The sequence below is a fragment of the Prevotella sp. P2-180 genome (assembly GCF_002251435.1).
Classification (GTDB): Bacteria; Bacteroidota; Bacteroidia; order Bacteroidales; family Bacteroidaceae; genus Prevotella.
Map to the genome: position 1 here is coordinate 69507 of NZ_NPJI01000082.1, position 23638 is coordinate 93144.

Genomic DNA, 23638 nt, shown 5'->3' on the forward strand with positions numbered 1-23638 from the left:
GATACAAATTCTTGTGCAAATCAATAGTCTCACGACTCTATTTTTGCGTTACCTAAAATACTAACCTATTACCTAACTAAAAACTAAATAACTAACCTATCAAACGAAACAAATCAATCTTATTACCTAAATAACCTCTATAACTAAAAATCAAATTAATTTCCTGAACAATTCTTTACCTTGTAGGCTTTATTACCTATTTGTCTTTTGACGATGCAAAGGTACGACGTTTTTCTATAAGTCGTATCATTTACCCATCGATTTTTGATTTTTTTCTGATATATTTTGATACATATCAATATGTTGTGTTCGCACACAATCGTATCATCTGTGCGCATTCCTGTACCCACATTTTTCCTTAAAGCACTTTAAATCAGTCTTTTATATAAGGATAAAGATAATAAAACACTAAAAAGAACAAAACAGCAGAAATCCACCCGCCAAAAACATCTATTACATAGTGGGCATAGATATATACTGTGGAGAGGCAAAGCAGAGCATAGAAAGGCGTAAGCCAAAGCAAAAGCCTCCGGGTGTTGCCAACCCGCCATAGAAGTAGCAGAAGGATGGTGCTCACACCCACATGACTGCTCGGGAAGGCTGCCGTGGGACGCTCACCGGCATTATGGGCGTCGGTAACCATCTGATAGAAAAAACCGTCGGTATAGCCCGGACTTTTCATTGCCTCCTGGTGAGTGGCAAACCAATCGTGGACATCAGGGAACACTCCGCGGGCTATTTCCTCTATACCTACAGCATGATAATAATACTGCGGACCAGCCACTGGAATTGCTATATATAATATATAATAGGTGAAAAAAGAAGCAAGAATGACATACGACGCCCTGCCAAACTCATTGTATCGCCAAAAGAAAAAATAAACAATGACAACAGCTATCAAAGGATAATAACATGCATATCCCAAATCCATCAGCTCACTGAACACGGGATGGGAGAAAAAATCGGCGAACAACAATGAGGGCTGACAACCAAACAACCACTGCTCGCAACGTGCAAACAAATGGTCGAGATTAGGAAACATGCGGTTAAACTCATACGTGTCGGGATACCACCACGACAAAAGAGCCAGTTGAGCCGCAATACGACAGAAACGCGTGAAGCGACAGGGGAGCATCCTGTATACAGCCCAAAGAGCAAATGTCATGGCCAATATCCTGACTCTGCCAAAGAGCATCGACTCTGGATTATGCAACTTAGTGTATGTAAAAAACATCAAGATAAGCGTGGCCACAAGATAGTACAACATAGCATATTCAGCAGCCAGCAATCCTTTCTTTGGATTTTTTTCTTTTTGGAAAAGTATTATTATGTTCATAACCATTTATTGTCGATATACCATTTAATGGTAAGTTTCACACCGCGTTCGAGATTATATTCTGGATTGAAGCCAAGTTCACGACGGGCTCTAGTAATGTCGCAGCGCCAATTGCGCTGTTTCAAGATATGGTACTTATCGTTGTTAAGGGCAGAAACACTACCTGTCAGCCTTCCTGCATACTCGCCTACATATGTTATAATCCTAAGCAGCCAAAGAGGAGCTTTTATGCGCATTAGCCACGGATTGCCAAGTTCATGGCGTATAAGGTCACTGAAGTGACGGGAGTCGTAGTCGCATCCGTCACTTATGATATATGCCCTGCCTATCTTCCCATTCTCAAGTGCGAGAAACACAGCCTGCACCACATCGAGCACATAGATAAAGGTAAGTGCCTGCGGCTTGTAGCCTACAGCGAAATCAATGTGCTGTCTGATGCTCTTTGCCATCATGAAATAGTCGCGCTCCCGTGGACCATATACACCCGTAGGACGAAGCACGATATATGGCAAACCATTTACTGTAGCAAGCCATTCCTCTGCAGCCAACTTGCTTCTGCCATATTCGGTATTGGGTTGTGGCGGAGTGTCTTCACTGATAGGCTGGTAAGGCGGGGTCTCTTTTACAGCCCCACACACGCTAAGACTACTCAGATAAACAAAACGCCTGAGCGGCTGTCGTGTCTGTAGCAATGCCTCAACAAATAGCCTTGTTCCTTCGGTGTTCACACGGTGAAAGTCGGCGACGTCAACACATTTTGTAATGCCAGCGGCATGTACAACATAATCAAACCTTAGACCTTTCATTTGGGAAGCCATCTGTTCCTGACAGGAGAAATCTAGTGTAAGAAACCTTATACGCTCGTCGTTGAGATATTTCCGACTACTTGTGTTTCTCACAGCCACCCACACGTCCATGCCTCTTTTTACCGCTTCTTCAGCGATAAAACTTCCGATGAACCCCGTTGCACCTGTTATCAATATGTTCATAATTCAAGTTTCGTATTATTATACTTTCGTAATATTTGGTTTCACATATTGCCCATCTACTTTTTGCGGTTCAACATGAAGTCCAATATGTGTGTTTTCGCCAAACCTTTCACGCAGCCTTTTCTCTATCTGCGTGGCATGCAGATGCGACTCATAAAGAGTCATATTTCCAGGCATTCTTACATGCATCTCAATAGCTACGGCATTTCCTATGCGGCGGGTGCAGAGATGGTGTATCTCGCTTGCTACAGGTTCCTTACTTACAATGTCAACAATCTCTTTCTCCACATCCTCAGGCAGGCTTTTCTCCAACAGTTCGTCCGCCGACCGTCTAAGCAGCGTTAACGCAGTCTTGATAATGAATAGACTGACCAGCACAGCCGCAATAGGATCGAGTACAGCCCAACGATGTCCGAGCAGTACGGCGCCACCGATGCCTATTGCCGTGCCTATTGAAGAGAAGGAGTCGCTGCGGTGATGCCACGCATTTGCCACTACGGCAGGAGAATCCACCTTCTTCCCCACCCTAACCGTAAACTGGTATGCCCATTCCTTCATAGCAATGCTCACAAGAGCCGCCAAGAGGGCAATTATTCCCGGTTGGGGCAAATCTTCCCCCTTCATAGCCCTGAAAATGCAGAGTATTCCGTTATAACATATAGTCACTCCCACGGCAATCAATCCGAGACCAATAATGGAGGTTGCCAGTGTTTCATATTTTCCATGTCCATATTCATGGTCAAGGTCCTTAGGCCGCGCGCTGATGCGCACGAACACCACCACGACAATGTCGGTGAGAAAGTCGGAAAGGGAATGGACAGCATCGGCAATCATTGCCGCCGATCCTCCCAATACACCAGCTACAAATTTAAACGCCAGGAGCACCATGTTTATGATGCTTCCGGCGAGTGTAACGCGATAAATTTTCTTTTCGCGTTCTTTCTGACTAATGACCATTATTCTTCCACTGGAGAGAAATCGTCCTTACCTACACCACATAGAGGGCAAACCCAATCATCTGGAATATCCTCAAATGCAGTTCCGGCAGCTATTCCACCTTCAGGATCGCCTACTTCAGGATCATAAACCCAGCCACAAGTGTCGCAAATGTACTTTTTCATAATTCTTTCCTTTCTTTAAATTAAATAAGTGAATATTATTTTGAACCAATTATCTTCATAACCTTTTCCACAATATACTCCGGGGCTATATTTCGCAGACAAGCGTAGTCGCCACGAAGACAAGGCTTGTTGCCAAAGATGCTGCACGGACGGCACGGGAGGTCCAACTGCACGACATTATCCAGACTCTGCCCCCATCCCATGAATCCTGCCAAAGGATGAGTGGCGCCCCATATGCTTACCACTGGCGTAGCCACGAGCGAGGCCATATGCATGTTGGCACTGTCCATCGACACCATTACGTCAAGGTGGCTCATCAGTATCAGTTCCTGATGCATAGTTTCCAGATGCTTCGATACACTTACGCATCGCTGGTTTTTCGCACACCATTCCTCGAAGGTAGCCTCTTCCTTCTTACCCTTTCCAAAGAGGAATATCTTGACTTGTGGATCGCAGGCCAAAAGTTGGTCGACAACCTGCCACATAAGTCTCTCAGGATATATTTTCCCTTCATGTGCAGCGAATGGGGCTATGCCTATCCACCTCTCAAAAGAATTTTTCGGTCCGAACAGTGCCGGCAAAAGGTTCAAGTTGCCGCCTTCTTCTGAAAACAACGACTTGAAATTATTCTCGATGGGATAACCCAGTCTGGCAAGAACATCAGCATATTTCTTGAAAGGAGAATCTTGCTGCTTCAGACACTTTTTTCCCTTTGCAGTCAACTTTCTTCGCCCCGCACGGTCTTTATTAATATGAGCCACACGATAGCGGTCGAGATTAAACCTAAGTCTGAGATAGTCAGAACGAAGCACATTATGGAAATCAGCCACTGCAGTGAAATTTTTGGCCATCAACCTTCTGTAAAGGGCGTTAAGGCCTTTTACTCCGCGATACTCCATGTTCAGGTCTGCACCCATGAAATACACGTTAGGCGCCAAGTCATCAAAGAAGGCGCGCGCAAATTTCCTGCTCAGCACTGTTATTCTTACATCAGGGTAAGTCATGGCCAATGAATAGACCACAGGCACCATCATGGCTACATCACCTAATGCGGAAAAGCGCATTATAAGTATATGCTCTTTTTTCATCTCCTATTTCTTGCCGTAAAGCACGGGGTTGGTAGATGGGTCGTTATACATTTTCATCTGACGATACACCTTCATATACTTTCTTCCAGCCTCAATATCCTCAAGCAACTGGTCGATGGCAGTGCCAAGATCCTGCTGCTGCTCAATGAGCACACTTAGCTTGGCCTCGCACTTTTGACAGTGTTCCACCGTAGCATCAGTCCTTTCTGTCTGCTCTTTCATGTGATAAATCTTCAAGGCCAATATGGAAAGACGGTCAATAGCCCATGCTGGGCTCTCGGTGTTGATGCGAGCTTCTGGAAGTGGAACCACATGGCTATACTGCTGGCGGAAATAACTGTCTATCTCCTCCACCAAGTCAGTACGGTCTTGGTTGCTCCGGTCTATGCGCCTCTTTAGCGCCACAGCGTCGTCGGCATTAATATGAGGGTCGCGTATGATATCCTCGAAATGCCACTGCACTGTGTCTATCCAACACTTCATGTACAGACTATAATCAATAGTGCCTCTATCATAGGGATTATTCATCTGTACGTCAACATTGTCTGTCAGATGATAGTCTCTAATTGCTTGATTGAATACCTTGTTGCAATGTTCTGAAAATGACATTTTGTTATTCTTTTTTTCGTTTTTATCTGCAAATCTAAGCATTCTTTTTCAAATATCAAACAAAAAACGTACTTTTTCCCCTAAATATGGTTATTTTTTAGAGTTTTTATGTACTTTTGCGGCAGATTAATCAAAAAATCATCTTTTTTGTTCACCTAATCTATATAAAATATGAAAATTATAGTTGACGACAAAATACCATATATCAGGGAAGTTCTTGAAAGGATAACGAAAGATGTAAGATACATCAAAGGAGCTGACATCACACATGACGACCTAACTGATGCCGACGCACTCATAGTACGTACAAGGACACGCTGCAATCGCCAATTGCTCGAACACACCAATGTGAAGTTTGTGGCCACTGCCACCATAGGAATAGACCACCTCGACACCCAATATCTCGATAGCGCTGGAATACGCTGGGTCAACTGTCCGGGATGCAACGCTTCCTCGGTGGGACAATATATCGAAACCACGTTGCTCAGTCTTCAGCGCGACAAGCACCTCCGTCTCGACAAATCCACGCTCGGCATTGTGGGATGCGGACATGTAGGCAAACAGGTCAAACGCATCGGGGAAAAGTATGGCATGAGAGTAATAGTCAACGACCCCTTCATTCCCGACCCAAAATTCGTCAGTCTCGACGACATCCGCCTAAACGCCGATGTTGTCACCTTCCACGTGCCTCTAACACATAGCGGTCCACATCACACCTACCATCTGGCCGACCGCAATTTTCTTATGGGCATGTCACGCCCCGACATTACGATCATCAACACAAGCCGTGGCGGCGTGGTAGACGAGCGTTCACTGCTTGAAGCTATGGACTGCGGCATAATATCCAATGCAGTGATAGACACATGGGAAAACGAGCCTGACATCGATAGGGAGCTCCTTCGAAGAGCCTACATAGCCACGCCACATATAGCAGGCTACTCAGCCGACGGAAAGACCAATGCCGACAATATGGTGATTGATTCACTGTGCCGATTTTTCAACGTGCCCAATCCAGGTCTTGTGTCACCTCCACACTTGCCAGCCAGTTTCAGTTTCAACACACCACTTGACCTCTACGACCCTCTGTTCGACACAGTCCTTCTAAAGTCACATCCAGAAGGTTTTGAGGAACAACGTGGAAATTATCGTCTCAGACGAGAGAAATATGAAGTGTGACAACATACTGAAAAATGTATTATTCACACTAAAAAAGAGCATAAAATGCTTGATTTTGGTCAAAAAACATGCACAATCAAGGGTTGCGTGTGCAATTTTCATCACTTTTTCTTTAAAAACATTTGCATAATTGACTAAAAATTAGTTACTTTGCACCCGAAAACTTTAAGATAGAAATCAGTATTAACATTTTAAACAACAAAATTATGTCAGAAATTGAATCTAAAGTAAAGGAAATCATCGTAGAAAAACTCGGTGTTGACGAAGCAGAAGTAAAGCCAGAAGCAAGCTTCACTAACGACCTCGGTGCAGACTCTCTCGACACTGTAGAGCTCATCATGGAATTTGAGAAAGCTTTCGGTGTATCTATCCCAGACGACAAGGCTGAGAAGATCGGCACTGTAGGCGACGCTATCGCTTACATCGAAGAGAATTCAAAATAATCTTGAATCTATGCCAATTGGGAATTTCACATTCTGAAATTCCCAATTGTCTTCATTCAACTTTTTCAACAACAATTTTTTACATGGAATTAAAAAGAGTAGTTGTAACAGGTATGGGAGCTGTTACTCCCGTCGGCAACACTCCAGAGGAGACATGGAATAGCCTAGTCAATGGAGTGAGCGGTGCTGCGCCTATTACATTGTTTGACGCTTCAAAGTTCAAGACACAGTTCGCATGCGAAGTTAAGAATCTAAACATCACCGAATTCATCGACCGTAAAGAGGCTCGCAAGATGGACCGCTACACACAGCTGGCCATGATTTCGGCAATGCAGGCCGTAAAGGACAGTGGCATGGACTTGGAAAGCGTAGACAAAAACCGCATTGGTGTGGTTTTTGGTGTGGGTATCGGTGGTATAAAGACCTTCGAGGATGAAGTGAAGTACTACGGTATACACGAAGAAGACGGTCCAAAGTTCAATCCGTTCTTCATCCCTAAAATGATTGCTGACATCGCAGCAGGACAGATATCTATAAACTTCGGCTTCCACGGCCCCAACTATACAACGACTTCGGCTTGTGCATCTTCTACAAACGCACTTGCTGACGCATTCAACCTCGTACGTCTCGGGAAAGCCAACGCCATCGTTGCCGGTGGTGCAGAAGCAGCCATATGCGGTTGTGGCGTAGGCGGATTCAACGCCATGCATGCACTGAGCACTCGTAACGACTCTCCTCAGACCGCCTCACGTCCGTTCAGCGCATCACGCGACGGTTTCATCATGGGTGAAGGAGCTGGTTGTCTCATTCTTGAGGAACTTGAGCACGCAAAGGCTCGCGGAGCAAAAATCTATGCAGAGATGGTGGGCGAAGGCATGAGCGCCGACGCATATCACATCACAGCCTCTCATCCAGAAGGTCTCGGTGCTCGCCTCGTAATGGAGAATGCACTGGCAGACGCTGGTCTGAAGCCTGAAGACATCGACTACATTAACGTACATGGCACCTCCACACACGTGGGAGACATTTCTGAAGCAAAGGCCATCAAAGAGGTATTCGGAGAGGCTGCATACAAACTCAACATCAGCTCTACAAAGTCAATGACAGGTCACCTGCTCGGAGCTGCAGGAGCTGTTGAGGCCATGGCCACCATTCTGGCTGTGAAAAACGATATCGTCCCTCCAACCATCAACCACGAGGAAGGCGACAACGACGAAGAGATTGACTACAACCTCAACTTCACATTCAACAAAGCACAGAAGCGTGAAGTACGCGCCGCCATTAGCAACACCTTCGGTTTTGGTGGACACAATGCTTGCGTAGTATTCAAAAAGTATGCTGAATAATATACTCTTTGACAGATTAAGGCTCCCTTTCCGAAAGGAGAAGGAGCTTTTTTCTTCTCTTTACTCCATTTTGGGATTCTATCCACAAAATATAGAATACTACAAAATGGCACTTATGCACAAAAGCGTAGCCAAAAGAAACGCAAAGGGAAAACCAGTAAACAACGAAAGGCTTGAATTCCTCGGCGATGCCATACTCGACGCTGTAGTGGGCGATATAGTATACAGGCACTTCGAAGGAAAACGGGAAGGATTTCTCACCAACACCAGAAGTAAACTCGTACAGAGAGACACTCTCAACAAGCTAGCACAGGAAATGGGTATTAACCAACTCATACTGTCGGCAGGACACAACAACACTCACAACAGCTATGTTGGAGGTAACGCTTTCGAAGCACTCGTAGGCGCCATATATCTCGACAGGGGATACAACTACTGCATGAAATTCATGCAGAAACAGATTCTCCAAAAACTTATCAACATCGATAAAGTGGCATACAAAGAGGTGAACTTCAAAAGCAAACTCATTGAATGGAGTCAAAAAAACAAGGTGAGACTTGATTTCAAACTTATCAGTCAGGGAAAAGACAATACTGGTAGCCCAACCTTCAACTACAAGACTTTGATAGAAGGACTTGAAGGTGCATCGGGATTAGGTTACTCTAAAAAAGAAAGCCAGCAAAATGCTGCTAAGGAAACCCTTCAAAGACTGAAACGCGAGCCGCAGTTTATTGATGCTGTTTTTGAAGCTAAAGGCAACAGGACAAAAATGGAAGAAAGTCCTATACTTAACGTGCCAGACACCGAAGAGAAGAACGATTTCATCATTACTGCAAACAAGGAAGATAACTGTGAACATAAAGAAAAGGACATTAAGCCACAGGCTGTCGAAATGACTGAGACATCAAATCCAACAACCATCCAGAGCGACGAGTTCGACCTCTCTGACATTACGGCAAAGCCAAAGACACAGTCGCGTGAAGACATCATTGCCGCAGCCGAAGCTGCTGCTTTCGCCGAATAGGTTCTTCCTTATGAAATCCTTTCAATATCCTATATCATTAAGACAGGAGGACTATTGGGATTCCTCCTGTCTTTTTCTTGTTTAGAGACAAATTATAACCCAACCCTTTTTGCTGTCTCAGCCCATAACTTCTCGAGCATAGGACTTTGGGTATATTTCTTACCCAATTTCTTCTCATGACAGGAAAGGTTGAATGTACCAGTCTGCCCCTCAACATCCTTCGACAGAAGAAGACGGATAGCCGTGGCAGCTCCTTGGCGAGGCGTGCGGATGTAGGGAGCGAAAAACACACGTGTGAGACTGTCAAACCACATCTTGAAGTATATTATGTCTGTGGCCACAATGCCTGGATCGGCGCAATTAACCATTATACCCTTGTCTTTCAGTTCCTTGGCGAGTTTTATGGTGAAAAGCGTAATGGCAAGCTTTGAGTTGAAATACGGGAATATACGCCAATACGATCCGCGGCATCCTGAATTGAAAAACGTCGGGAAGTCTATCCTACCCCATCGGTAAGTGAGCGACGTCATCGACACTATCCTGCTTCCCCTTTCCATCTTAGGTACAAGGAGTCTTGACAACAGGTAGTGTCCAACATAATTCACCTGCACAGTACGCTCCATACCATCCTCGGTGATGGTGCGTCCCTGTTGTTCCATTATGCCAGAGTTGTTCATAAGCAAAGCCACAGGCGCTTCGCGCTTGAATATCTCCTCGACGAAAGCCCTTACGCTCTTCAGAGAGGCAAGGTCGATGTAAATAATCTCTACATCAGGATTTCCCGATTCAGATATTATCCACTTTCGCTTTTGCTTTGCGCGTTCAATATTTCTTGAAGCCATGACTACATGAAAGCCCTCAATAGCCACAGCCCGCGCTATCTCAGAGCCCATACATCCGTCAGCTCCAGTGATTATTGCTAATTTCTTCATATCAATTAAATAATGTTACAACAAATCTCGAGCCTTTATCCTTATAGCTCCTATCTACAACAATGGTTGCTCCTATTCGGCCGGCAATCACCCGTGCCAATGAAAGGCCGAGTCCTGGGCCTGGGACAAAGCTATCAACTTTGTAGAAGCGGTCAAAGATGCGCTCCTCATCACCCATCGGTATTCCAATACCAGTATCGGTGACAGAAAAAATCATGTTGCCTTCAACATTTGTGTTGCATTCCACCTTAATATAGCCCGAAGAAGTGAATTTCACTGCATTACCCACTATGCACAGAAGGATGCGCGAGAGTCCTTTGCGATTGGTTTTCAGCTCTGCAACGTTGTTACTGTTGCAGAAGGTAAGCTCCACTCCGTCAGCTGGTCGAGGCACAACGGAATTTACTTCATCAAACAATTCATCTATTGAGACTTTCTCGCATGGCAGCGGCTCATCGTTGCTCTCGTATTCTGAAATCTCAAGAAACTTGTTTATTAAGCGTGTCATGTATCTGGTTTGGTCACCTATAATGTCGTTATACTGTCGTTTCTCGTCATCGGAGAGCTGTATATTTGGATCGGTAAGCAGCTGCACGAAACCATAAATTTGGTTTAGCGGAGTGCGTATCTCATGCGACATGCTGCTGATGAACGAATCTCTCATCTGCTTCGCCTCTTTCACGCCCGTATTCTCCTGCTCACTGAGTTGTCTCGACCACTTGCGGTATTCCTCAGCGTGGATGCCGAAATGGGTGTAGAACTTCTTGGCAAAGTCGGCAGCGTCTGTAAAGCCCAATGCAGTGGAAATGTCGTCCATCGGCATGTCGTCCTTCAGCATTTCGAGGCTCTGCATTAGGCGCATTTCGTCGGGATCCACGTTCTTCGCGTCGTCGCTGAGGCGCAGTCGTGTCAGCTCACCCTCTTTCTCCATCATTTGGTTAATTGTTGAGACAATGGTCTTGTTGCGGCGATTCACCTTGCGGTTAAACATCAGCAGCATGACAATGAACACTAAGGCGAGCGCCAAAACCACCGCCACGACCACGAAGATGCCTTTATGCCACGACAACTGCGCGTCCTTCTCCGCCAAGAGGCGTTCCTTCTCCTGCGTCTCGTAGATTTTAGCCAGTCGTGCGCCGTCCTCCTCGTTTGTGCGCTTGGCTATCGAGTCCTTCACGCTGCTTATCACCTCCGCCTTCTCGAAAGCCTCGCGGTAGTTGCCCTGAGCCTTACTTATATATTTCTCATAGTCGAGCACATATTCCACGAAAAACTCCGAGAGGGTGTCGTTGTTTGCCACTGCGTTTTCCCTTATGCTGGCGGTCATCTCCGCAAGGCGTTTCACGTCGCCCACGTTTAGGTAATGCTCCGAAACAAGGGCCTCCACGAAACTCGTTCCCGCGAGCTGCGACTTCTGTATCAGTGCGAGATATTTCTCCGACTCCTTTGTGTTGCCCGTCTTGTCGTAGTACTTCATCAGCATTCCGTAGGTGTGGAGCTGGCGGTATTCCACCACCCCGTCCATCACGTCGTCCACCGCCTCCATTTTCTTTGTGATGTTGAGCAGGTCAGGAATCAGCAGTCCCGCCTCGTAGTATCTTTTGGCTGTCATGAGACTTTCCATGTAGTTGCCCACGAAGGAGTAGGCATTGTTAACCTTCCTGAAGTCAACGTCCTGATCCAACGACTTGAGAATTTCGTCCTTTCCCTCAGCAAAGAGTTTGAATCCATTTTCGTCGTCGCCAAGTTTTATGAGACTCAGCGCTAAGGCTTCCGTAGCCGACACCTCATACTCTTTGACATTGTTTTTTTTTGCCAGGTCGTAGGCCTCCTTCGCGTATTTTATGCTTTGGGCGTATTGGCTGTTTTGGTTGGCAATGTCGGCAAGTGTGTTCAAAATAGTGAAATGGCATTTCACGTCTTTCTTTAGCTCAACGGAGTCCTTCAACACCTGTTTGCCATAATATTCCGCCATCTTCATATCGGAGAAACCGTTTACATAGATAGCAAAACGCAAGTAATTCAGTTCATACGACAACGCCTCCTTGTTCATCTCCATTGTGTCGATGATGGCAAGGGCGCGGTCGGGCTCCTGAAGGCTTATTTTGGTGATATACTCTTTCGCGTGTGTGCTGTCAGTACCCTTAGTTTTGCCCGCAGTCCCCTTGTCGGAACAACCGATGAAAGTCAGTAGCACCAAAAGAGCCAATAGGGTCAGTAGCTTATTCATATATCATCCTTTTTTCTCTATTTCCTCAATCTCACGCTTCAGGCATCGTGGTAGTTCCTCATCCAAGTGTTGGTGACAAGCCATGTCGAGTGTGTACATTCGGGCAATGCAGTAGTTGCTGTGACGGCAGTTGCAACGGGCGTTTTCCTCTGCCTTCATTCGGTTAACGAAGCCTGGCTCATTGAGTAGTGCGCGGCCCATCTGTACTGCCTCAAAACCGGCATTGAGCACCTCGTCTATCTTGTCTCTTGAGACTAATCCTCCCACATACACAAGCGGCATATCGGGCAGAGCCATGCGGAACTTCAGTGCATCGTCGAGAAAATAAGCTTCCTTGAATGGCACCGAAGGTATCATCATCTTGCCCACTAATCTCACCATATACTTCAACCACCAGCAGTCCATGTAGTGTGTCATGGTGCGTATTGGCATCTCGCCACGCATCACATACATCGGAGCCTTGCTAACGAAGCCACCGCTCAACACCAGTGCGTGTGCACCATCCTGCTGCAGTCTTTTTGCCACTAAAAGAGCCTCATCGATATCCATTCCACCCTTGAATCCATCGCGCATATTCATCTTCACTAACACAGCCATGTCGTTCCCTGTTGCCTTCATAACCTCGTCCATACACATATCCATGAAGCGCATTCGGTTTTCGAGACATCCTCCAAACTCATCCTTGCGGTGATTAGTGGAAGGAGAAAGAAACTGGCTGATAAGATATCCATGTCCAGCATGCACCTCAACAGCATCGAAACCAGCCTCTCGAGCCAGACGCACGGCATTGCCATAGTTACGTGCCATCTCCGGCAGTTCGTCGGCACGCAATCCGCGGACGAAAGTGGGCGAATAGAGGTTAAAACCGCTACAGGCTCCCACGGGCAAACAACCACAGATGCTTTTGTGCGACATATTGCCGCAGTGACCGAGTTGGATAGATGCGGCTGCACCTTCCTTGTGTACGGCATCGGTTAGTTCCCTGAGGCCTGGGACAATTTCCGGGCGCATCCAAAGCTGACGGTCAAAGGAGAGTCCGCTCTGGCACACTGCGGCATATGCCACTGTGGTCATTCCTACGCCTCCTTCGGCTACCGAATGATGATAGTCAAGCAACTGTTTGCTCGGAACATTGCCCGGGCACATGCTCTCAAAGGCTGCAGAGCGAATTGTTCTGTTCCTCAGAGTCAGCGGTCCTATGTTTACTGGTGTGAAGAGTTTTGATACCATAATCATCTCTATTTATTAATATATAAATGGAATAATTCTTTTTCTTTTTCCCACGGCATCGCCGAATTCCTTGCGATAGCACTTATGTATGGCAGCTGAACGGGGAATTAGGTTGGCAGCTGTCCAGATGACGAAAACCCATGCGGCGGGTATGGTGGTGAAGAGAGCGAAACCTATCCATTCTATGAGTTCTCCAAAATAGTTTGCTGAGGTGACATAGCGGTATAGCCCCTTGGAGGGCAGATAGTGATTGGTGTCGCCAGGCTTTCGCAAATGGCGGATAACATGGTCGGAGTGTAGGTTGATGCCCATGCCAAGGAAGAAAGCAGCGATGCCAAATAGTGACAGTGGACGGAGGAAAAATGCCGTTCCCTCGTTGAAACTAGACGGAGGAAAGCTGAAGAGTCCCTTGCCCAAGAGGATGCCATTCACTACATTAAACGTGACACCCATAAGTATGATGGCAATGGGCATCCGGCTCTTTCCTTTCATCAGCAGGGGGAAGACAAACGATCGTTGAAAATAATGCATCTGGAAAAGCAGGAATGCAAAGAAAGCTGGCAAAGCGGTTGTCGCCCCATTGCTTGTCCACATCCATAGCATTATTATAAACACAGGTGCTTCCATTAGCACCCATGCCACCTTATTGTCTATCGACCATCCCCATGCCTTGGTTCGAAATATACCATAGCCTGCCTTCACGAAATAAAGGCATGCAAATACGAAGACAGCGATGACTGTCATCGTCCAAAGCGTCGCGTTATATATATATAAGGTATGATCCATAACGATTGATATTAATATGTTTCACTCAAACTGTCAATGTATTCTTTCAGTCGACGATAGAATGGATGCCGGATGAGAGTGGCAGAATCTCCAAGGATGATGAGTTTCATCCTTGCCCTCGTGATAGCCACGTTCATTCGGCGCAGGTCTCTCAAGAATCCTATCTGTCCTTCCTCGTTGCTGCGCACCATTGATATCACGATGATGTCACGCTCCTGACCTTGGAATCCGTCAACGGTATTTACGGATATTATCTTTCTGAAAGGTTTGTAGAAGTCGGTCTTCTTTATCAGATGCCGCAGATATTGTACTTGTGCACGGTAAGGTGATATTATTCCCACGTCGATACGCTCGTCAATGATTCGCTGTCTGCCTATGCGCACAAAATATTCAGCAAGCGAAAGTAGTGTAAGCTGAGCTTCCTCTTTGTTTATACGTCCGAAGTTATCGCCTACGAATTCCTCGTGGTAAGCATTGCCAGACGTGTCTTTCCATTCTATTGCCTTATCAAGATCGAGTATACCTCTATACTTCACCATTGGTGCCGCTTCCACTTGTCCATTGTAGAACCAGTCAGAAGAGAAGCGCATTATGTCTTCGTTCATTCGGTATTGCATTTTCAGCAGTGTTACTGCCTCAGGCTTGCATTCTACTATACGTTGCATAAGCGTCTTGTCGAGTCCGCCTTTCATGGCAGCAATGCTTTTTATTGTAGGCGGTAGCTGGCAATGATCGCCCGCAAGTATCACCCTTGTGGCACGCCGAATAGGAATCCAGCATGCGGCCTCGAGAGCCTGTGCCGCCTCGTCGATAAAGAGCGTACCGAATTTCATTCCGTCGAGCAGTCGGTTTGCACTGCCCACAAGAGTGGATGCAATGACCCTCGCCTCTCCGAAGAGTTTGTTTCTTATTCTCAGTTCGAGTTCTATCTCCCGCTCCTTCAGTCGTTCCATCTTCTGGTGGAAGCTGTTGTCGCCTCGCTTTCGGTTTGCCCGCAACTGGCGTATGGCTTTCCTTATAGCCCAAAGCTGTGGATAGTCAGGATGACTCTCAAAGCGTCGTTCGTAGGTAAAGGAAAGCATTTTGTCGTTCACCTTTGTAGGATTGCCTATTCGCAGCACATTAATTCCCCTGTCCACTAGTTTTTCTGAAATCCAGTCAACAGCCATATTGCTTTGCGCACAGACAAGAACCTGGTTCTCTCGTCGCAATGTCTCATAGATGGCTTCCACGAGCGTAGTGGTCTTTCCTGTTCCAGGCGGTCCGTGCACCACCGCAACATCCTTTGCCCTAAGCACCTCGTTTACTGCCCTTTCCTGTGACACATTCAGAAACGGGAAGCTTAGCGGGGCAAACGTAAATGTTTCGGCTTTATGGTTGCTATAGAAGAGGTCGCGCAGATAGCCAAGACGGCCTCTGGCACTGATGGTCCGGTCGAGAGCCTCAAACATAAGGCGATAGGTTGTCTCATCGAAGCCAAGCTGTACGTAGAGCGACGATGCAGTCTGCATTCCTACTGTGTCGGTGCCGTCAGGCACTACAACCACCATTCTGTCACCATCCACGTAGCTCACTGTACCATTTATCGACTTTGTCCTCTTTTCGTTTTTGTTGCTCGGCTTTTCAGTAAAGATGATATATACCGGTCGTCCGAACTCGAAATTGTGTTCAATCTCATTGTCTTGTGTTCTCAGTATTTCCACCGAGAGCTGGTTTAACGAATTGTAGTAGCTGCGGCCGAATCTTACGTTAAGCCACACATCGCCCCTCTTGGCCAAGCGCTCGAGTCCCTTGGCTTCCATTTGTTTTTTATGTTCCTCCTTGTCCACGTTATATTCTATTTCAAGGAGTATGCGTTGTTGCTGAAGTGCGAGTATGGGAGATTCTGTCATTTTTAACGATCTGAGATCTTTTCAATATTTGCATCGCCAGGGCGATAAACGATTCCGCTACACTTTATGTTGTCAGCCGAGCGGTAATGTTTCATTTCTATTTTGTCCCAACGTATCTGGTCTGTTCGCTGTGCGAGAGGAGCGTGAGGAATGATGCTTCCATCCCGAACGAGAATGACACAAGGAATCTTTCCTACGCTTATTTCCCTATAACCGCCCTCGTACACCTTTCCGCTTTGATAGTCAATCCACTTTCCAGCAGGCAGATAACACATACGCGACTTGCCAGTTTCGAGAAGTGGGGCAACGAGCATTTGTGAACCAAACATGTACTCATCCTCCACGAGCCATGCTCCAGGGTCATCGGGAAACTCCACGAGCAGTGCTCTTACCATTGGCAGTCCTCGCTCAGAGCAGTCTTTAGCCTGTGCATAAACATAAGGCATGAGTTTGTATTTCATTTCTGCACTCTCACGGAATGCATCGGTAAGTCCCTTGCTAATAAGCCAAGGTTCGGTGGGGGGAGCACCATGTGCACGGCTATGGCTTGACAGAAATCCAAATGGCAGCCAGCGCCGGTAGAGATCTTCGGGTGTTTCTGTCACAAATCCACCTATGTCATGACTCCAGAAGGAGAAACCGCTGAGTCCGAATGAGAGTCCACCACGCAGGTCACCAATGAAGCCAGTGTTGGTCGTGGCAGCATCGCCTCCCCAGTGCAATGGATATCGTTGCGACCCTGCCCAGGCACTTCGTGCCCATATCACTCCCTCGCTGTCGGCTGAGTTTTCTTTTACAGCCTCCCACAGAGCCTTGTTGTATCTCAACGGATACAGATTGTGCTCATAGAGTCCACCCTTTCCGCTATGATAGAATCCGTCGAGCGGTGCAGCCTCGCCGAAGTCACACTTTATGGCTCCTACGCCCTGCCTTACGAGTCCTGCAATCTTTTGCTGATACCAACTGACAGTTTTAGGATTGCTAAGATCAAGCACTGCATCTTCGTATGGAGACGATCCACATGCATTTTTCACTGCCATGCCACCATCGAGCAGTTCATCGAAAAATTTGTTTTTGGGAGTGAAATACGGTAATTGCCAGAGACACACATGAAATCCGTCGCTACGCATCTTCTTCATCATTTCTACAGGATTCTCAAAGCGGTCAGCTGCAAATTGGTAGTCACACTGCCAGTCAACTCCAAACCATCCGGTGTCGAAGTGTATCACATCGGCGGGAATCTTATATTTTCTCAGGTTGGCGGCAATGTCGAGTCCTTCCTTCTGTGAGAAATATGTGATGCGGCTCATCCATGTACCAAATGTCCATAGCGGCAACATAGGACTCTTTCCCGAAATGTCAGTATACTCGTCGAGAATGTCCTTTGGTTGTCCGAAGAACACGAAGAAATCCATCTTCTCGTCTGCCATATACAAGCTTTGAGTGCCGATGTAGCTTTTGCCGAAGTCGGCTGTGACAGGTGCGGAAGTGTGCATAAATACTCCATATCCGCGATTGCTGAAATAGAATGGCACAGGCTTGTACATTCCTGGAGTCTCAGGACCTTGCGGGTCGGTCACGAAGAGTTGCACTTTCTGTCCTACTTTATTAAGTGATGTGAACGACTCGCCGCAGCCATAGATTCTCTCCTGCGGTGCAAGTGAGAATACCGGGTTAATACTTCTTGAGTTGTCGGACCCTCTTTTTATGAAGTTAAACGGAAGGATTTTTACTTGTGTGGAATCGTTGTCAGCAAGTGTTCTTGACTCAGTGAGAACTCGTCCCTTGTTGTCTTTCAAAACGATGCGCCAAGGGTATTTCTGCACCTCTATGGTTCCGTAAGGCGACGACCATGCAAAGGCCTTTCCCTTGTCGGTCATTTTCCACGACTTGTCATTGTCTTTCGGCACGGAACAAAACATCAGGTCATCGGCATCGTTGTCTTTTGGTTCTATAGGTGTGGTGAGCATGGTGATGCGCACAGTACGCGGGCTGACAAACCTCAGTTGGAACTTCAGCTCCGGCGCATTATCGTAAGCTGTTTCAGGAAAGTCAAGCATGTGTTGCTTCTGTGGCCAGAACCCATTAGTATTAAAGGCCTGTCTTGGTGCGATACGATATCGTTCCCACTTCACCTTTCCAACGCCCTTTTCAGCGTCGAAGGCCGCAAGGCTATCGGCAAAAAAGTAGGTATTGGCAATATCGCTGAAGTCAGCCGACACATCCTTTGGTTGATTCATGAGGTAGCTTATTCCCTCATTAGTTTTGATTTGGGCCTGCGTGTTAAGCATAGTCCCGAACAGCAATGCTGCGATGATAGATGTTTTGGTCATTGTTAATAATATTGTTTCGTTTTATTCAAGTCATTTATCTCTTTTTATATCTTAGCATGCAAGTCACTCCCAGTATCACAAATGGTATGCTCAGCAATTGTCCCATGTCGAGCGGGAGAGAGGCTTCAAAGGCTTCCTGTATCTCCTTTGTATACTCGATGAAGAATCGGGCGGTGAAAATATATGTAAGACAAAGTCCGAAATAGAATCCAGTGCCCACACGCCCAGGGTGCTTCTTGTATATGGCAAAACCAATGAAAAGAAGTATGAGATAGGCAATGGCCTCATATAGTTGCCCTGGATGTCGAGGCAGCATGTCCACACGCTCAAACACAAAAGCCCAAGGCACATCGGTCACCTTTCCTATTATCTCTGAGTTCATCAGGTTTCCAATGCGTATGAAGAAGGCTGCAATAGGAGTCGCTATTGCAATGTTGTCAAGCACTGTCCATAGGCTCAGCTTGGTCTTCTTCACATACAGCCACAGGGCTATCATCAGTCCGAGTGTTCCTCCATGGCTTGCCAGTCCCTCATATCCGGTGTATTTCCATCCTCCTTCAGGCATGAAATGTATAGGAAGAATCATTTCCACTAAATGCGGGAATGAGGTAAGATAATAGTCGGGTTGGTAGAAGATGCAGTGGCCGAGTCGTGCTCCTACAAGCACTCCGAAGAAGCAGTAGTAGAACAGGGGCTCAAAGAGTGAGTCCTTTAAACCCTGATGCTTATATAGCTTCTTCACTATGAGGTAGGCCCCGAGCAGTCCGAGCAACCAGCACAATCCATACCACCTGAGTCCGAAAATGGTGGTAACACTGGGATTCCAATTAATGTATAGTTCCATATTTTCAAAAGTTGACAAGTTGACAAGTTGACAAGTTGACAAATACTAAACATTAAACCTGAAATGCATGATGTCTCCGTCCTGCACTACATATTCCTTACCCTCAATGCCAAGTTTTCCAGCCTCTCGCACTGCAGCTTCCGATCCGAACTGGATGTAGTCATCGTATTTTATCACTTCAGCACGTATGAAACCCTTTTCGAAGTCTGTGTGTATCACTCCTGCACACTGAGGAGCCTTCCATCCCTTGTGATAGGTCCAAGCCTTCACTTCCATTTCTCCGGCAGTGATGAATGTCTCAAGGTTGAGCAGTGAGTAAGCCTTCTTGATGAGACGGTTTACGCCACTTTCCTCCAGTCCGAGTTCTTCTAGAAACATCTGCTTGTCTTCGTATGACTCGAGTTCCGCTATGTCTTCTTCTGTCTTTGCAGCTATAACCATAGCCTCGGCTCCTTCCTCTTTTGCGAGTTGCTCTATTTTTTTTGTGAACTCATTTCCACTCTTAGCAGAAGCCTCGTCCACGTTGCACACATAGAGCACTGGTTTTGCGGTGAGCAAGAAGAGGTTGCGCGCAGCATCTTGTTCTTCTTTTGAGTCAAACGCTACAGTTCGAGCGTTTTTCCCCTGTTCCAGGACTTCTTTAAAAGCCTGTAACACCGCCACTTCAATCTTTGCGTCCTTGTTGTTGCCGATGGCCGCAACTTTCTGTTGTTTCTGCAGCCTCGACTCAATGGTCTCAAGGTCTTTAAGTTGTAGTTCGGTGTCAATAATTTCTTTGTCGCGCACTGGGTCTATTGTCCCGTCTACATGGGTAATATTATCATCCTCGAAGCATCTGAGTACGTGGATGATTGCGTCGGTCTCCCTTATGTTTCCCAAGAATTTGTTTCCGAGACCCTCTCCCTTGCTTGCTCCCTTCACAAGTCCTGCAATGTCTACTATTTCACATGTTGCCGGCACTATTCTTCCTGGGTGCACCAGTTCGGCAAGCTTTGTAAGCCTCTCGTCTGGCACAGTGATTACTCCTACGTTAGGCTCAATAGTACAAAAGGGGAAGTTTGCTGCCTGTGCCTTTGCGCTTGACAGACAGTTGAACAGTGTTGACTTGCCTACGTTAGGCAGTCCTACAATACCACATTTTAATGACATAAATTTATTATTTAGTTGACAAGTGAACGAGTTGACAAGTCGTATGTCCACCTTAATCCTTTAATCCTTTAATTTTTTAATTTTTCAAGCTGTATCCTACAGCATACATTTTCATTTGCTTCATCATTGCGAGCAGTCCGTTGCTTCTTGTGGGGCTCAAATGGTCTTTCAGTCCAATTTGGTCAATAAAGTACAGGTCTGCATCTACTATTTCCTTTGGAGTATGACCGCTAAGAACCCTTATGAGCAGGGCCACGATGCCTTTCACTATCAGAGCGTCGCTCTCGGCAGTAAACACGAGTTTTCCATCTTCATAGTCACACTGAAGCCACACACGGCTTTGACATCCGTCTATAAGGTTACTCTCAGTCTTGTACTTTTCGTCGAGCGGTGCCTGTTCGTTGCCCAAGTCTATAAGCAACTGGTATTTGTCCATCCAATCGTCGAATCCAGAGAACTCTTCGATTATTTCATCTTGAATTTCATTTATTGTCATAGTTCTTCTTGTTTTTCCAATTTAAACAATTTGTCGCTGGGGCGTATCTTTCCAGGAACTGGTATAGACACATGAGTGCCTTTCGGAGCCTTGTCCACTGGCTCAAGTTCAAGGCGTATTTCAGTAGCATCTAAATATATCACTCCAGTGGTTGGACCCGTAATAAGCAGTTTGTCGCCAAGTTTGAAATCGGCAGCGTCAACAGTGAATTCAGCCACTCCTAGTTTACTGAAATACTTCACACCTCGTCCGATATACACCTTCCTTTCCGTGGCACACGACCCATAGTGTTTGTTCCATTCCCCGATCATCTGTCCTTGATAGTATCCGTCCCAGAATCCCCGGTTGAACACCGTTGCCAGCCTTTCGTCCCACACATCTTTCTTCTCCTCTGTGAATGTGCCATCAATCACGCTTTGTATAGCATCTTTGTAGCATTTCACCACTGTATAGACATATTCCGGCCCACGAGCTCTTCCTTCAATTTTGAACACTCTCACCCCGGCATTCATCAGACGGTCGATAAATCGTATGGTCTTCAGGTCTTTAGGACTCATCACATACTTGTTGTCTATCTCGAGTTCGTTGCCTGTCTCACGGTCAGTCACGAGATACGACCTTCTGCAAATCTGCACACATTCCCCCCTGTTGGCCGACCTTCCGGCATTAGCGAGGCTCAAGTAGCATTTTCCGCTTATTGCCATGCAGAGAGCCCCATGACAAAACATCTCTATCCTAATGCGCTTGCCGCTTGGTCCGCAAATATTCTGTTCCTCTGCAAGCCGGAATATCTCAGCCACCTGTTCTATATTCAGTTCACGCGCCAGCACTACTACGTCAGCAAACTGAGCGTAGAACTTCAAGGCCTCAATATTGCTAATGTTCAGCTGAGTAGACAAATGCACCTCCTGCCCAACCTGCCGGCAATATGTCATTACAGCCACATCGCTTGCGATTACTGCGGTTATGCCTGCCTTGTATGCCTCATCCACTATCTCTCTCATCAGAGGAATATCCTCCCCATAGATGATGGTATTGACGGTAAGATATGATTTCATTCCGTGCTCTTGACATTGGGATGCAATGTCGCGCAGATCGTCGATGGTAAACGTGGAAGCCGAATGAGCCCTCATGTTCAGCCGCTCAATTCCAAAGTATATCGAGTCGGCACCAGCCTGTATAGCAGCTTGCAGACATTCCCTTGACCCCACAGGAGCCATTATTTCATATTCGTTTCTGATATTATCCATTAAAACCGATTTTTCTTTATGCGACAACAAGATAGTTGTTTCGAGGGTGCAAAGTTAGCTTTTTTTTTCGTAATAGCCAAGGGAATAAGGTTATTTAATACATTATTTATTGCGTACTGGGTAAGTTATGTAAAGTCTACATTGCAGTAATCTAAAAAACTGAGAAATAAGAATTAAAAAAAGATAAAAAATATCCATAGTCAAGTATTTTTTATTACCTTTGCAGTTGAAAGTGCGGGAATGTGACAATGACACCACCCGAAACACGAATAAGAAGGCATAAACTTTTTAAATTAATAAATAAAATGGCATTTTTAACTAACGACAAATTAGTGATTGTTGGTGCCGGCGGCGCCATCGGTTCAACAATGGTTCAGACAGCTCTTACAATGAAGCTGACTCCCAATGTGTGTCTTTACGACGTATATGCTCCAGGTATGGAGGGTGTGATGGAAGAGATGTTCCACTGTGGATATGACAGTGTGAATCTCACCGCCACGACCGACGTTGCCGAAGCTTTCAAGGATGCAAAATACATCATCTCTTCGGGTGGTGCTCCACGCAAAGCAGGAATGACACGCGAAGACCTCCTTGCCGGCAACTGCAAGATAGCTGAGGAACTGGGCCAGAATATCAAGAAATACTGCCCTGACGTAAAGCACGTGGTTGTAATCTTCAACCCTGCAGACCTCACAGGCCTTGTTACTCTTCTTTACTCTGGTCTGAAACCATCTCAGGTAACTACATTGGCGGCTCTTGACTCTACACGCCTGCGCAGCGAGCTCTGCAAGAAGTTTGGCGTAAAAAGCGACGAGGTTACCGGTTGCCGCACATTTGGCGGTCACGGCGAGCAGATGGCTGTATTCGGTAGCAAGGTGAAGATTCAGGGCAAGCCGCTGAGCGAAATAATAGGTACAGACGCACTGCCACAGGAAGAGTGGGAGAAACTGCGCAACGATGTAGTACAGGGTGGCGCCAAGATTATCCAGCTCCGCGGACGCAGTTCATGGCAGAGTCCAGCATACTGCTCTGTTGAGATGATTCGTGCCGTCATGGGCGGTGAGCCTTTCGCATGGCCTGCTGGAACATACGTAAAGAACGAGAAGTACCAAAACATCATGATGGCAATGGACACCACTCTCGACACCAACGGTTGCAGCTACAAGATGCCGGAAGGCACTGCTGAGGAGATGGCCTTGCTCGATGCAAGCTATGCTCACCTCTGCAAGATGCGTGACGAGCTTGTTACATTGAACATTGTACCTCCAGTAGAAAAGTGGAATGAGATTAATCCAAATCTCTAATTTTCACATTGCATTGGTCAAAGACGAATTGTAAATTTTGTCATAACACATTAATTTTTT

Annotated in this window: 21 protein-coding genes; 5 read left to right on the forward strand and 16 right to left on the reverse strand. The window is 46.3% G+C overall.

The window, feature by feature from the left end; all coding sequences use genetic code 11:
- Positions 1-373 precede the first annotated feature (373 nt).
- The 6 genes from CIK98_RS11625 to CIK98_RS11650 are packed head-to-tail and all read right to left on the reverse strand — an operon-like array spanning position 374 to position 5143.
- Positions 374-1342: a phosphatase PAP2 family protein gene (locus CIK98_RS11625; RefSeq protein ID WP_172409921.1), complete on the reverse strand. Its 969-nt coding sequence runs from the start codon at positions 1340-1342 to the stop codon at positions 374-376.
- Positions 1333-2325 carry an NAD(P)-dependent oxidoreductase gene (locus CIK98_RS11630; RefSeq protein WP_094384398.1) on the reverse strand — a complete coding sequence of 331 codons (993 nt, stop codon included), beginning with the start codon at positions 2323-2325 and terminating at the stop codon, positions 1333-1335. Before CIK98_RS11630 ends, CIK98_RS11625 begins: the two co-directional genes overlap by 10 nt.
- Before the next feature lie 18 nt (positions 2326-2343).
- Positions 2344-3282 (reverse strand): cation diffusion facilitator family transporter, encoded by a 939-nt coding sequence (locus tag CIK98_RS11635; RefSeq protein ID WP_172409922.1) that lies wholly within the window; start codon positions 3280-3282, stop codon positions 2344-2346.
- On the reverse strand, positions 3282-3446 hold the full coding sequence (gene rd / locus CIK98_RS11640) for a rubredoxin (RefSeq protein ID WP_094384400.1): 165 nt from the start codon (positions 3444-3446) through the stop codon (positions 3282-3284). The genes CIK98_RS11635 and rd overlap by 1 nt, the downstream gene beginning before the upstream one ends.
- A 35-nt stretch (positions 3447-3481) precedes the next feature.
- Entirely contained in the window at positions 3482-4534 is a 1053-nt protein-coding gene (locus CIK98_RS11645) for a glycosyltransferase family 9 protein (RefSeq protein WP_094384402.1), read from the reverse strand.
- Positions 4535-4537: 3 nt separating this feature from the next.
- Complete coding sequence (locus CIK98_RS11650; protein ID WP_094384513.1) at positions 4538-5143, reverse strand: DUF4254 domain-containing protein; 606 nt, start codon at positions 5141-5143, stop codon at positions 4538-4540.
- 171 nt (positions 5144-5314) lie between these two features.
- Between CIK98_RS11650 and CIK98_RS11655 the strand changes: the two genes are divergently transcribed.
- The 4 genes from CIK98_RS11655 (at position 5315) to rnc (ending at position 9132) form a co-directional block, all read left to right on the forward strand.
- Positions 5315-6319: a 4-phosphoerythronate dehydrogenase gene (locus CIK98_RS11655; RefSeq protein ID WP_094384404.1), complete on the forward strand. Its 1005-nt coding sequence runs from the start codon at positions 5315-5317 to the stop codon at positions 6317-6319.
- Between the two features lie 206 nt (positions 6320-6525).
- Positions 6526-6762: an acyl carrier protein gene (locus tag CIK98_RS11660; RefSeq protein ID WP_094380983.1), complete on the forward strand. Its 237-nt coding sequence runs from the start codon at positions 6526-6528 to the stop codon at positions 6760-6762.
- 83 nt (positions 6763-6845) lie between these two features.
- Complete coding sequence (fabF, locus tag CIK98_RS11665) at positions 6846-8108, forward strand: beta-ketoacyl-ACP synthase II (RefSeq protein ID WP_094384406.1); 1263 nt, start codon at positions 6846-6848, stop codon at positions 8106-8108.
- On the forward strand, positions 8098-9132 hold the full coding sequence (rnc, locus tag CIK98_RS11670; RefSeq protein WP_094384408.1) for a ribonuclease III: 1035 nt from the start codon (positions 8098-8100) through the stop codon (positions 9130-9132). Before fabF ends, rnc begins: the two co-directional genes overlap by 11 nt.
- Before the next feature lie 92 nt (positions 9133-9224).
- On the opposite strand, the gene CIK98_RS11675 is transcribed toward rnc, so the two are convergent.
- From CIK98_RS11675 to CIK98_RS11720, 10 genes are all read right to left on the reverse strand, one after another.
- The gene (locus CIK98_RS11675) at positions 9225-10064 is read right to left on the reverse strand and encodes an SDR family NAD(P)-dependent oxidoreductase (RefSeq protein ID WP_094384410.1); all 840 of its coding nucleotides are present in this window, start codon (positions 10062-10064) and stop codon (positions 9225-9227) included.
- Position 10065: 1 nt separating this feature from the next.
- Positions 10066-12294 (reverse strand): cell wall metabolism sensor histidine kinase WalK, encoded by a 2229-nt coding sequence (locus CIK98_RS11680; RefSeq protein ID WP_094384412.1) that lies wholly within the window; start codon positions 12292-12294, stop codon positions 10066-10068.
- 3 nt (positions 12295-12297) lie between these two features.
- A complete protein-coding gene (locus tag CIK98_RS11685; RefSeq protein WP_094384515.1) occupies positions 12298-13524 on the reverse strand; it encodes an NADH:flavin oxidoreductase in 1227 nt (408 codons plus the stop codon).
- 15 nt (positions 13525-13539) lie between these two features.
- The gene (locus CIK98_RS11690) at positions 13540-14310 is read right to left on the reverse strand and encodes a DUF1295 domain-containing protein (RefSeq protein WP_094384414.1); all 771 of its coding nucleotides are present in this window, start codon (positions 14308-14310) and stop codon (positions 13540-13542) included.
- Between the two features lie 11 nt (positions 14311-14321).
- Complete coding sequence (locus CIK98_RS11695) at positions 14322-16202, reverse strand: AAA domain-containing protein (RefSeq protein WP_094384416.1); 1881 nt, start codon at positions 16200-16202, stop codon at positions 14322-14324.
- Positions 16203-16204: 2 nt separating this feature from the next.
- A complete protein-coding gene (locus CIK98_RS11700) occupies positions 16205-18535 on the reverse strand; it encodes an alpha-xylosidase (protein ID WP_094384418.1) in 2331 nt (776 codons plus the stop codon).
- Positions 18536-18569: 34 nt separating this feature from the next.
- A complete protein-coding gene (lgt, locus tag CIK98_RS11705) occupies positions 18570-19379 on the reverse strand; it encodes a prolipoprotein diacylglyceryl transferase (protein ID WP_094384420.1) in 810 nt (269 codons plus the stop codon).
- 45 nt (positions 19380-19424) lie between these two features.
- On the reverse strand, positions 19425-20528 hold the full coding sequence (gene ychF, locus CIK98_RS11710; RefSeq protein WP_094384422.1) for a redox-regulated ATPase YchF: 1104 nt from the start codon (positions 20526-20528) through the stop codon (positions 19425-19427).
- Positions 20529-20604: 76 nt separating this feature from the next.
- Complete coding sequence (locus CIK98_RS11715; RefSeq protein ID WP_094384424.1) at positions 20605-21024, reverse strand: SufE family protein; 420 nt, start codon at positions 21022-21024, stop codon at positions 20605-20607.
- Positions 21021-22274: a peptidase U32 family protein gene (locus CIK98_RS11720; protein WP_094384426.1), complete on the reverse strand. Its 1254-nt coding sequence runs from the start codon at positions 22272-22274 to the stop codon at positions 21021-21023. Before CIK98_RS11720 ends, CIK98_RS11715 begins: the two co-directional genes overlap by 4 nt.
- Positions 22275-22579: 305 nt before the next feature.
- Here CIK98_RS11720 and CIK98_RS11725 point away from each other — a divergent pair, with 305 nt between their 5' ends.
- Positions 22580-23578: a malate dehydrogenase gene (locus CIK98_RS11725; RefSeq protein ID WP_094384427.1), complete on the forward strand. Its 999-nt coding sequence runs from the start codon at positions 22580-22582 to the stop codon at positions 23576-23578.
- Positions 23579-23638: the final 60 nt, after the last annotated feature.

What these genes read in the sequence shown, in the direction of transcription:
- CIK98_RS11695 (WP_094384416.1), bottom strand. Translation starts at nt 16,202, where the DNA reads ATGACAGAATCTCCCATACTCGCACTTCAGCAACAACGCATACTCCTT.
- CIK98_RS11715 (WP_094384424.1), bottom strand. Translation starts at nt 21,024, where the DNA reads ATGACAATAAATGAAATTCAAGATGAAATAATCGAAGAGTTCTCTGGA.
- CIK98_RS11655 (WP_094384404.1), top strand. Translation starts at nt 5,315, where the DNA reads ATGAAAATTATAGTTGACGACAAAATACCATATATCAGGGAAGTTCTT.
- CIK98_RS11635 (WP_172409922.1), bottom strand. Translation starts at nt 3,282, where the DNA reads ATGGTCATTAGTCAGAAAGAACGCGAAAAGAAAATTTATCGCGTTACA.
- fabF (WP_094384406.1), top strand. Translation starts at nt 6,846, where the DNA reads ATGGAATTAAAAAGAGTAGTTGTAACAGGTATGGGAGCTGTTACTCCC.
- CIK98_RS11660 (WP_094380983.1), top strand. Translation starts at nt 6,526, where the DNA reads ATGTCAGAAATTGAATCTAAAGTAAAGGAAATCATCGTAGAAAAACTC.
- CIK98_RS11675 (WP_094384410.1), bottom strand. Translation starts at nt 10,064, where the DNA reads ATGAAGAAATTAGCAATAATCACTGGAGCTGACGGATGTATGGGCTCT.
- CIK98_RS11625 (WP_172409921.1), bottom strand. Translation starts at nt 1,342, where the DNA reads ATGGTTATGAACATAATAATACTTTTCCAAAAAGAAAAAAATCCAAAG.
- CIK98_RS11720 (WP_094384426.1), bottom strand. Translation starts at nt 22,274, where the DNA reads ATGGATAATATCAGAAACGAATATGAAATAATGGCTCCTGTGGGGTCA.
- rnc (WP_094384408.1), top strand. Translation starts at nt 8,098, where the DNA reads ATGCTGAATAATATACTCTTTGACAGATTAAGGCTCCCTTTCCGAAAG.
- lgt (WP_094384420.1), bottom strand. Translation starts at nt 19,379, where the DNA reads ATGGAACTATACATTAATTGGAATCCCAGTGTTACCACCATTTTCGGA.
- CIK98_RS11645 (WP_094384402.1), bottom strand. Translation starts at nt 4,534, where the DNA reads ATGAAAAAAGAGCATATACTTATAATGCGCTTTTCCGCATTAGGTGAT.
- CIK98_RS11685 (WP_094384515.1), bottom strand. Translation starts at nt 13,524, where the DNA reads ATGGTATCAAAACTCTTCACACCAGTAAACATAGGACCGCTGACTCTG.
- CIK98_RS11700 (WP_094384418.1), bottom strand. Translation starts at nt 18,535, where the DNA reads ATGACCAAAACATCTATCATCGCAGCATTGCTGTTCGGGACTATGCTT.
- ychF (WP_094384422.1), bottom strand. Translation starts at nt 20,528, where the DNA reads ATGTCATTAAAATGTGGTATTGTAGGACTGCCTAACGTAGGCAAGTCA.
- CIK98_RS11725 (WP_094384427.1), top strand. Translation starts at nt 22,580, where the DNA reads ATGGCATTTTTAACTAACGACAAATTAGTGATTGTTGGTGCCGGCGGC.
- CIK98_RS11630 (WP_094384398.1), bottom strand. Translation starts at nt 2,325, where the DNA reads ATGAACATATTGATAACAGGTGCAACGGGGTTCATCGGAAGTTTTATC.
- CIK98_RS11650 (WP_094384513.1), bottom strand. Translation starts at nt 5,143, where the DNA reads ATGTCATTTTCAGAACATTGCAACAAGGTATTCAATCAAGCAATTAGA.
- CIK98_RS11680 (WP_094384412.1), bottom strand. Translation starts at nt 12,294, where the DNA reads ATGAATAAGCTACTGACCCTATTGGCTCTTTTGGTGCTACTGACTTTC.
- rd (WP_094384400.1), bottom strand. Translation starts at nt 3,446, where the DNA reads ATGAAAAAGTACATTTGCGACACTTGTGGCTGGGTTTATGATCCTGAA.
- CIK98_RS11690 (WP_094384414.1), bottom strand. Translation starts at nt 14,310, where the DNA reads ATGGATCATACCTTATATATATATAACGCGACGCTTTGGACGATGACA.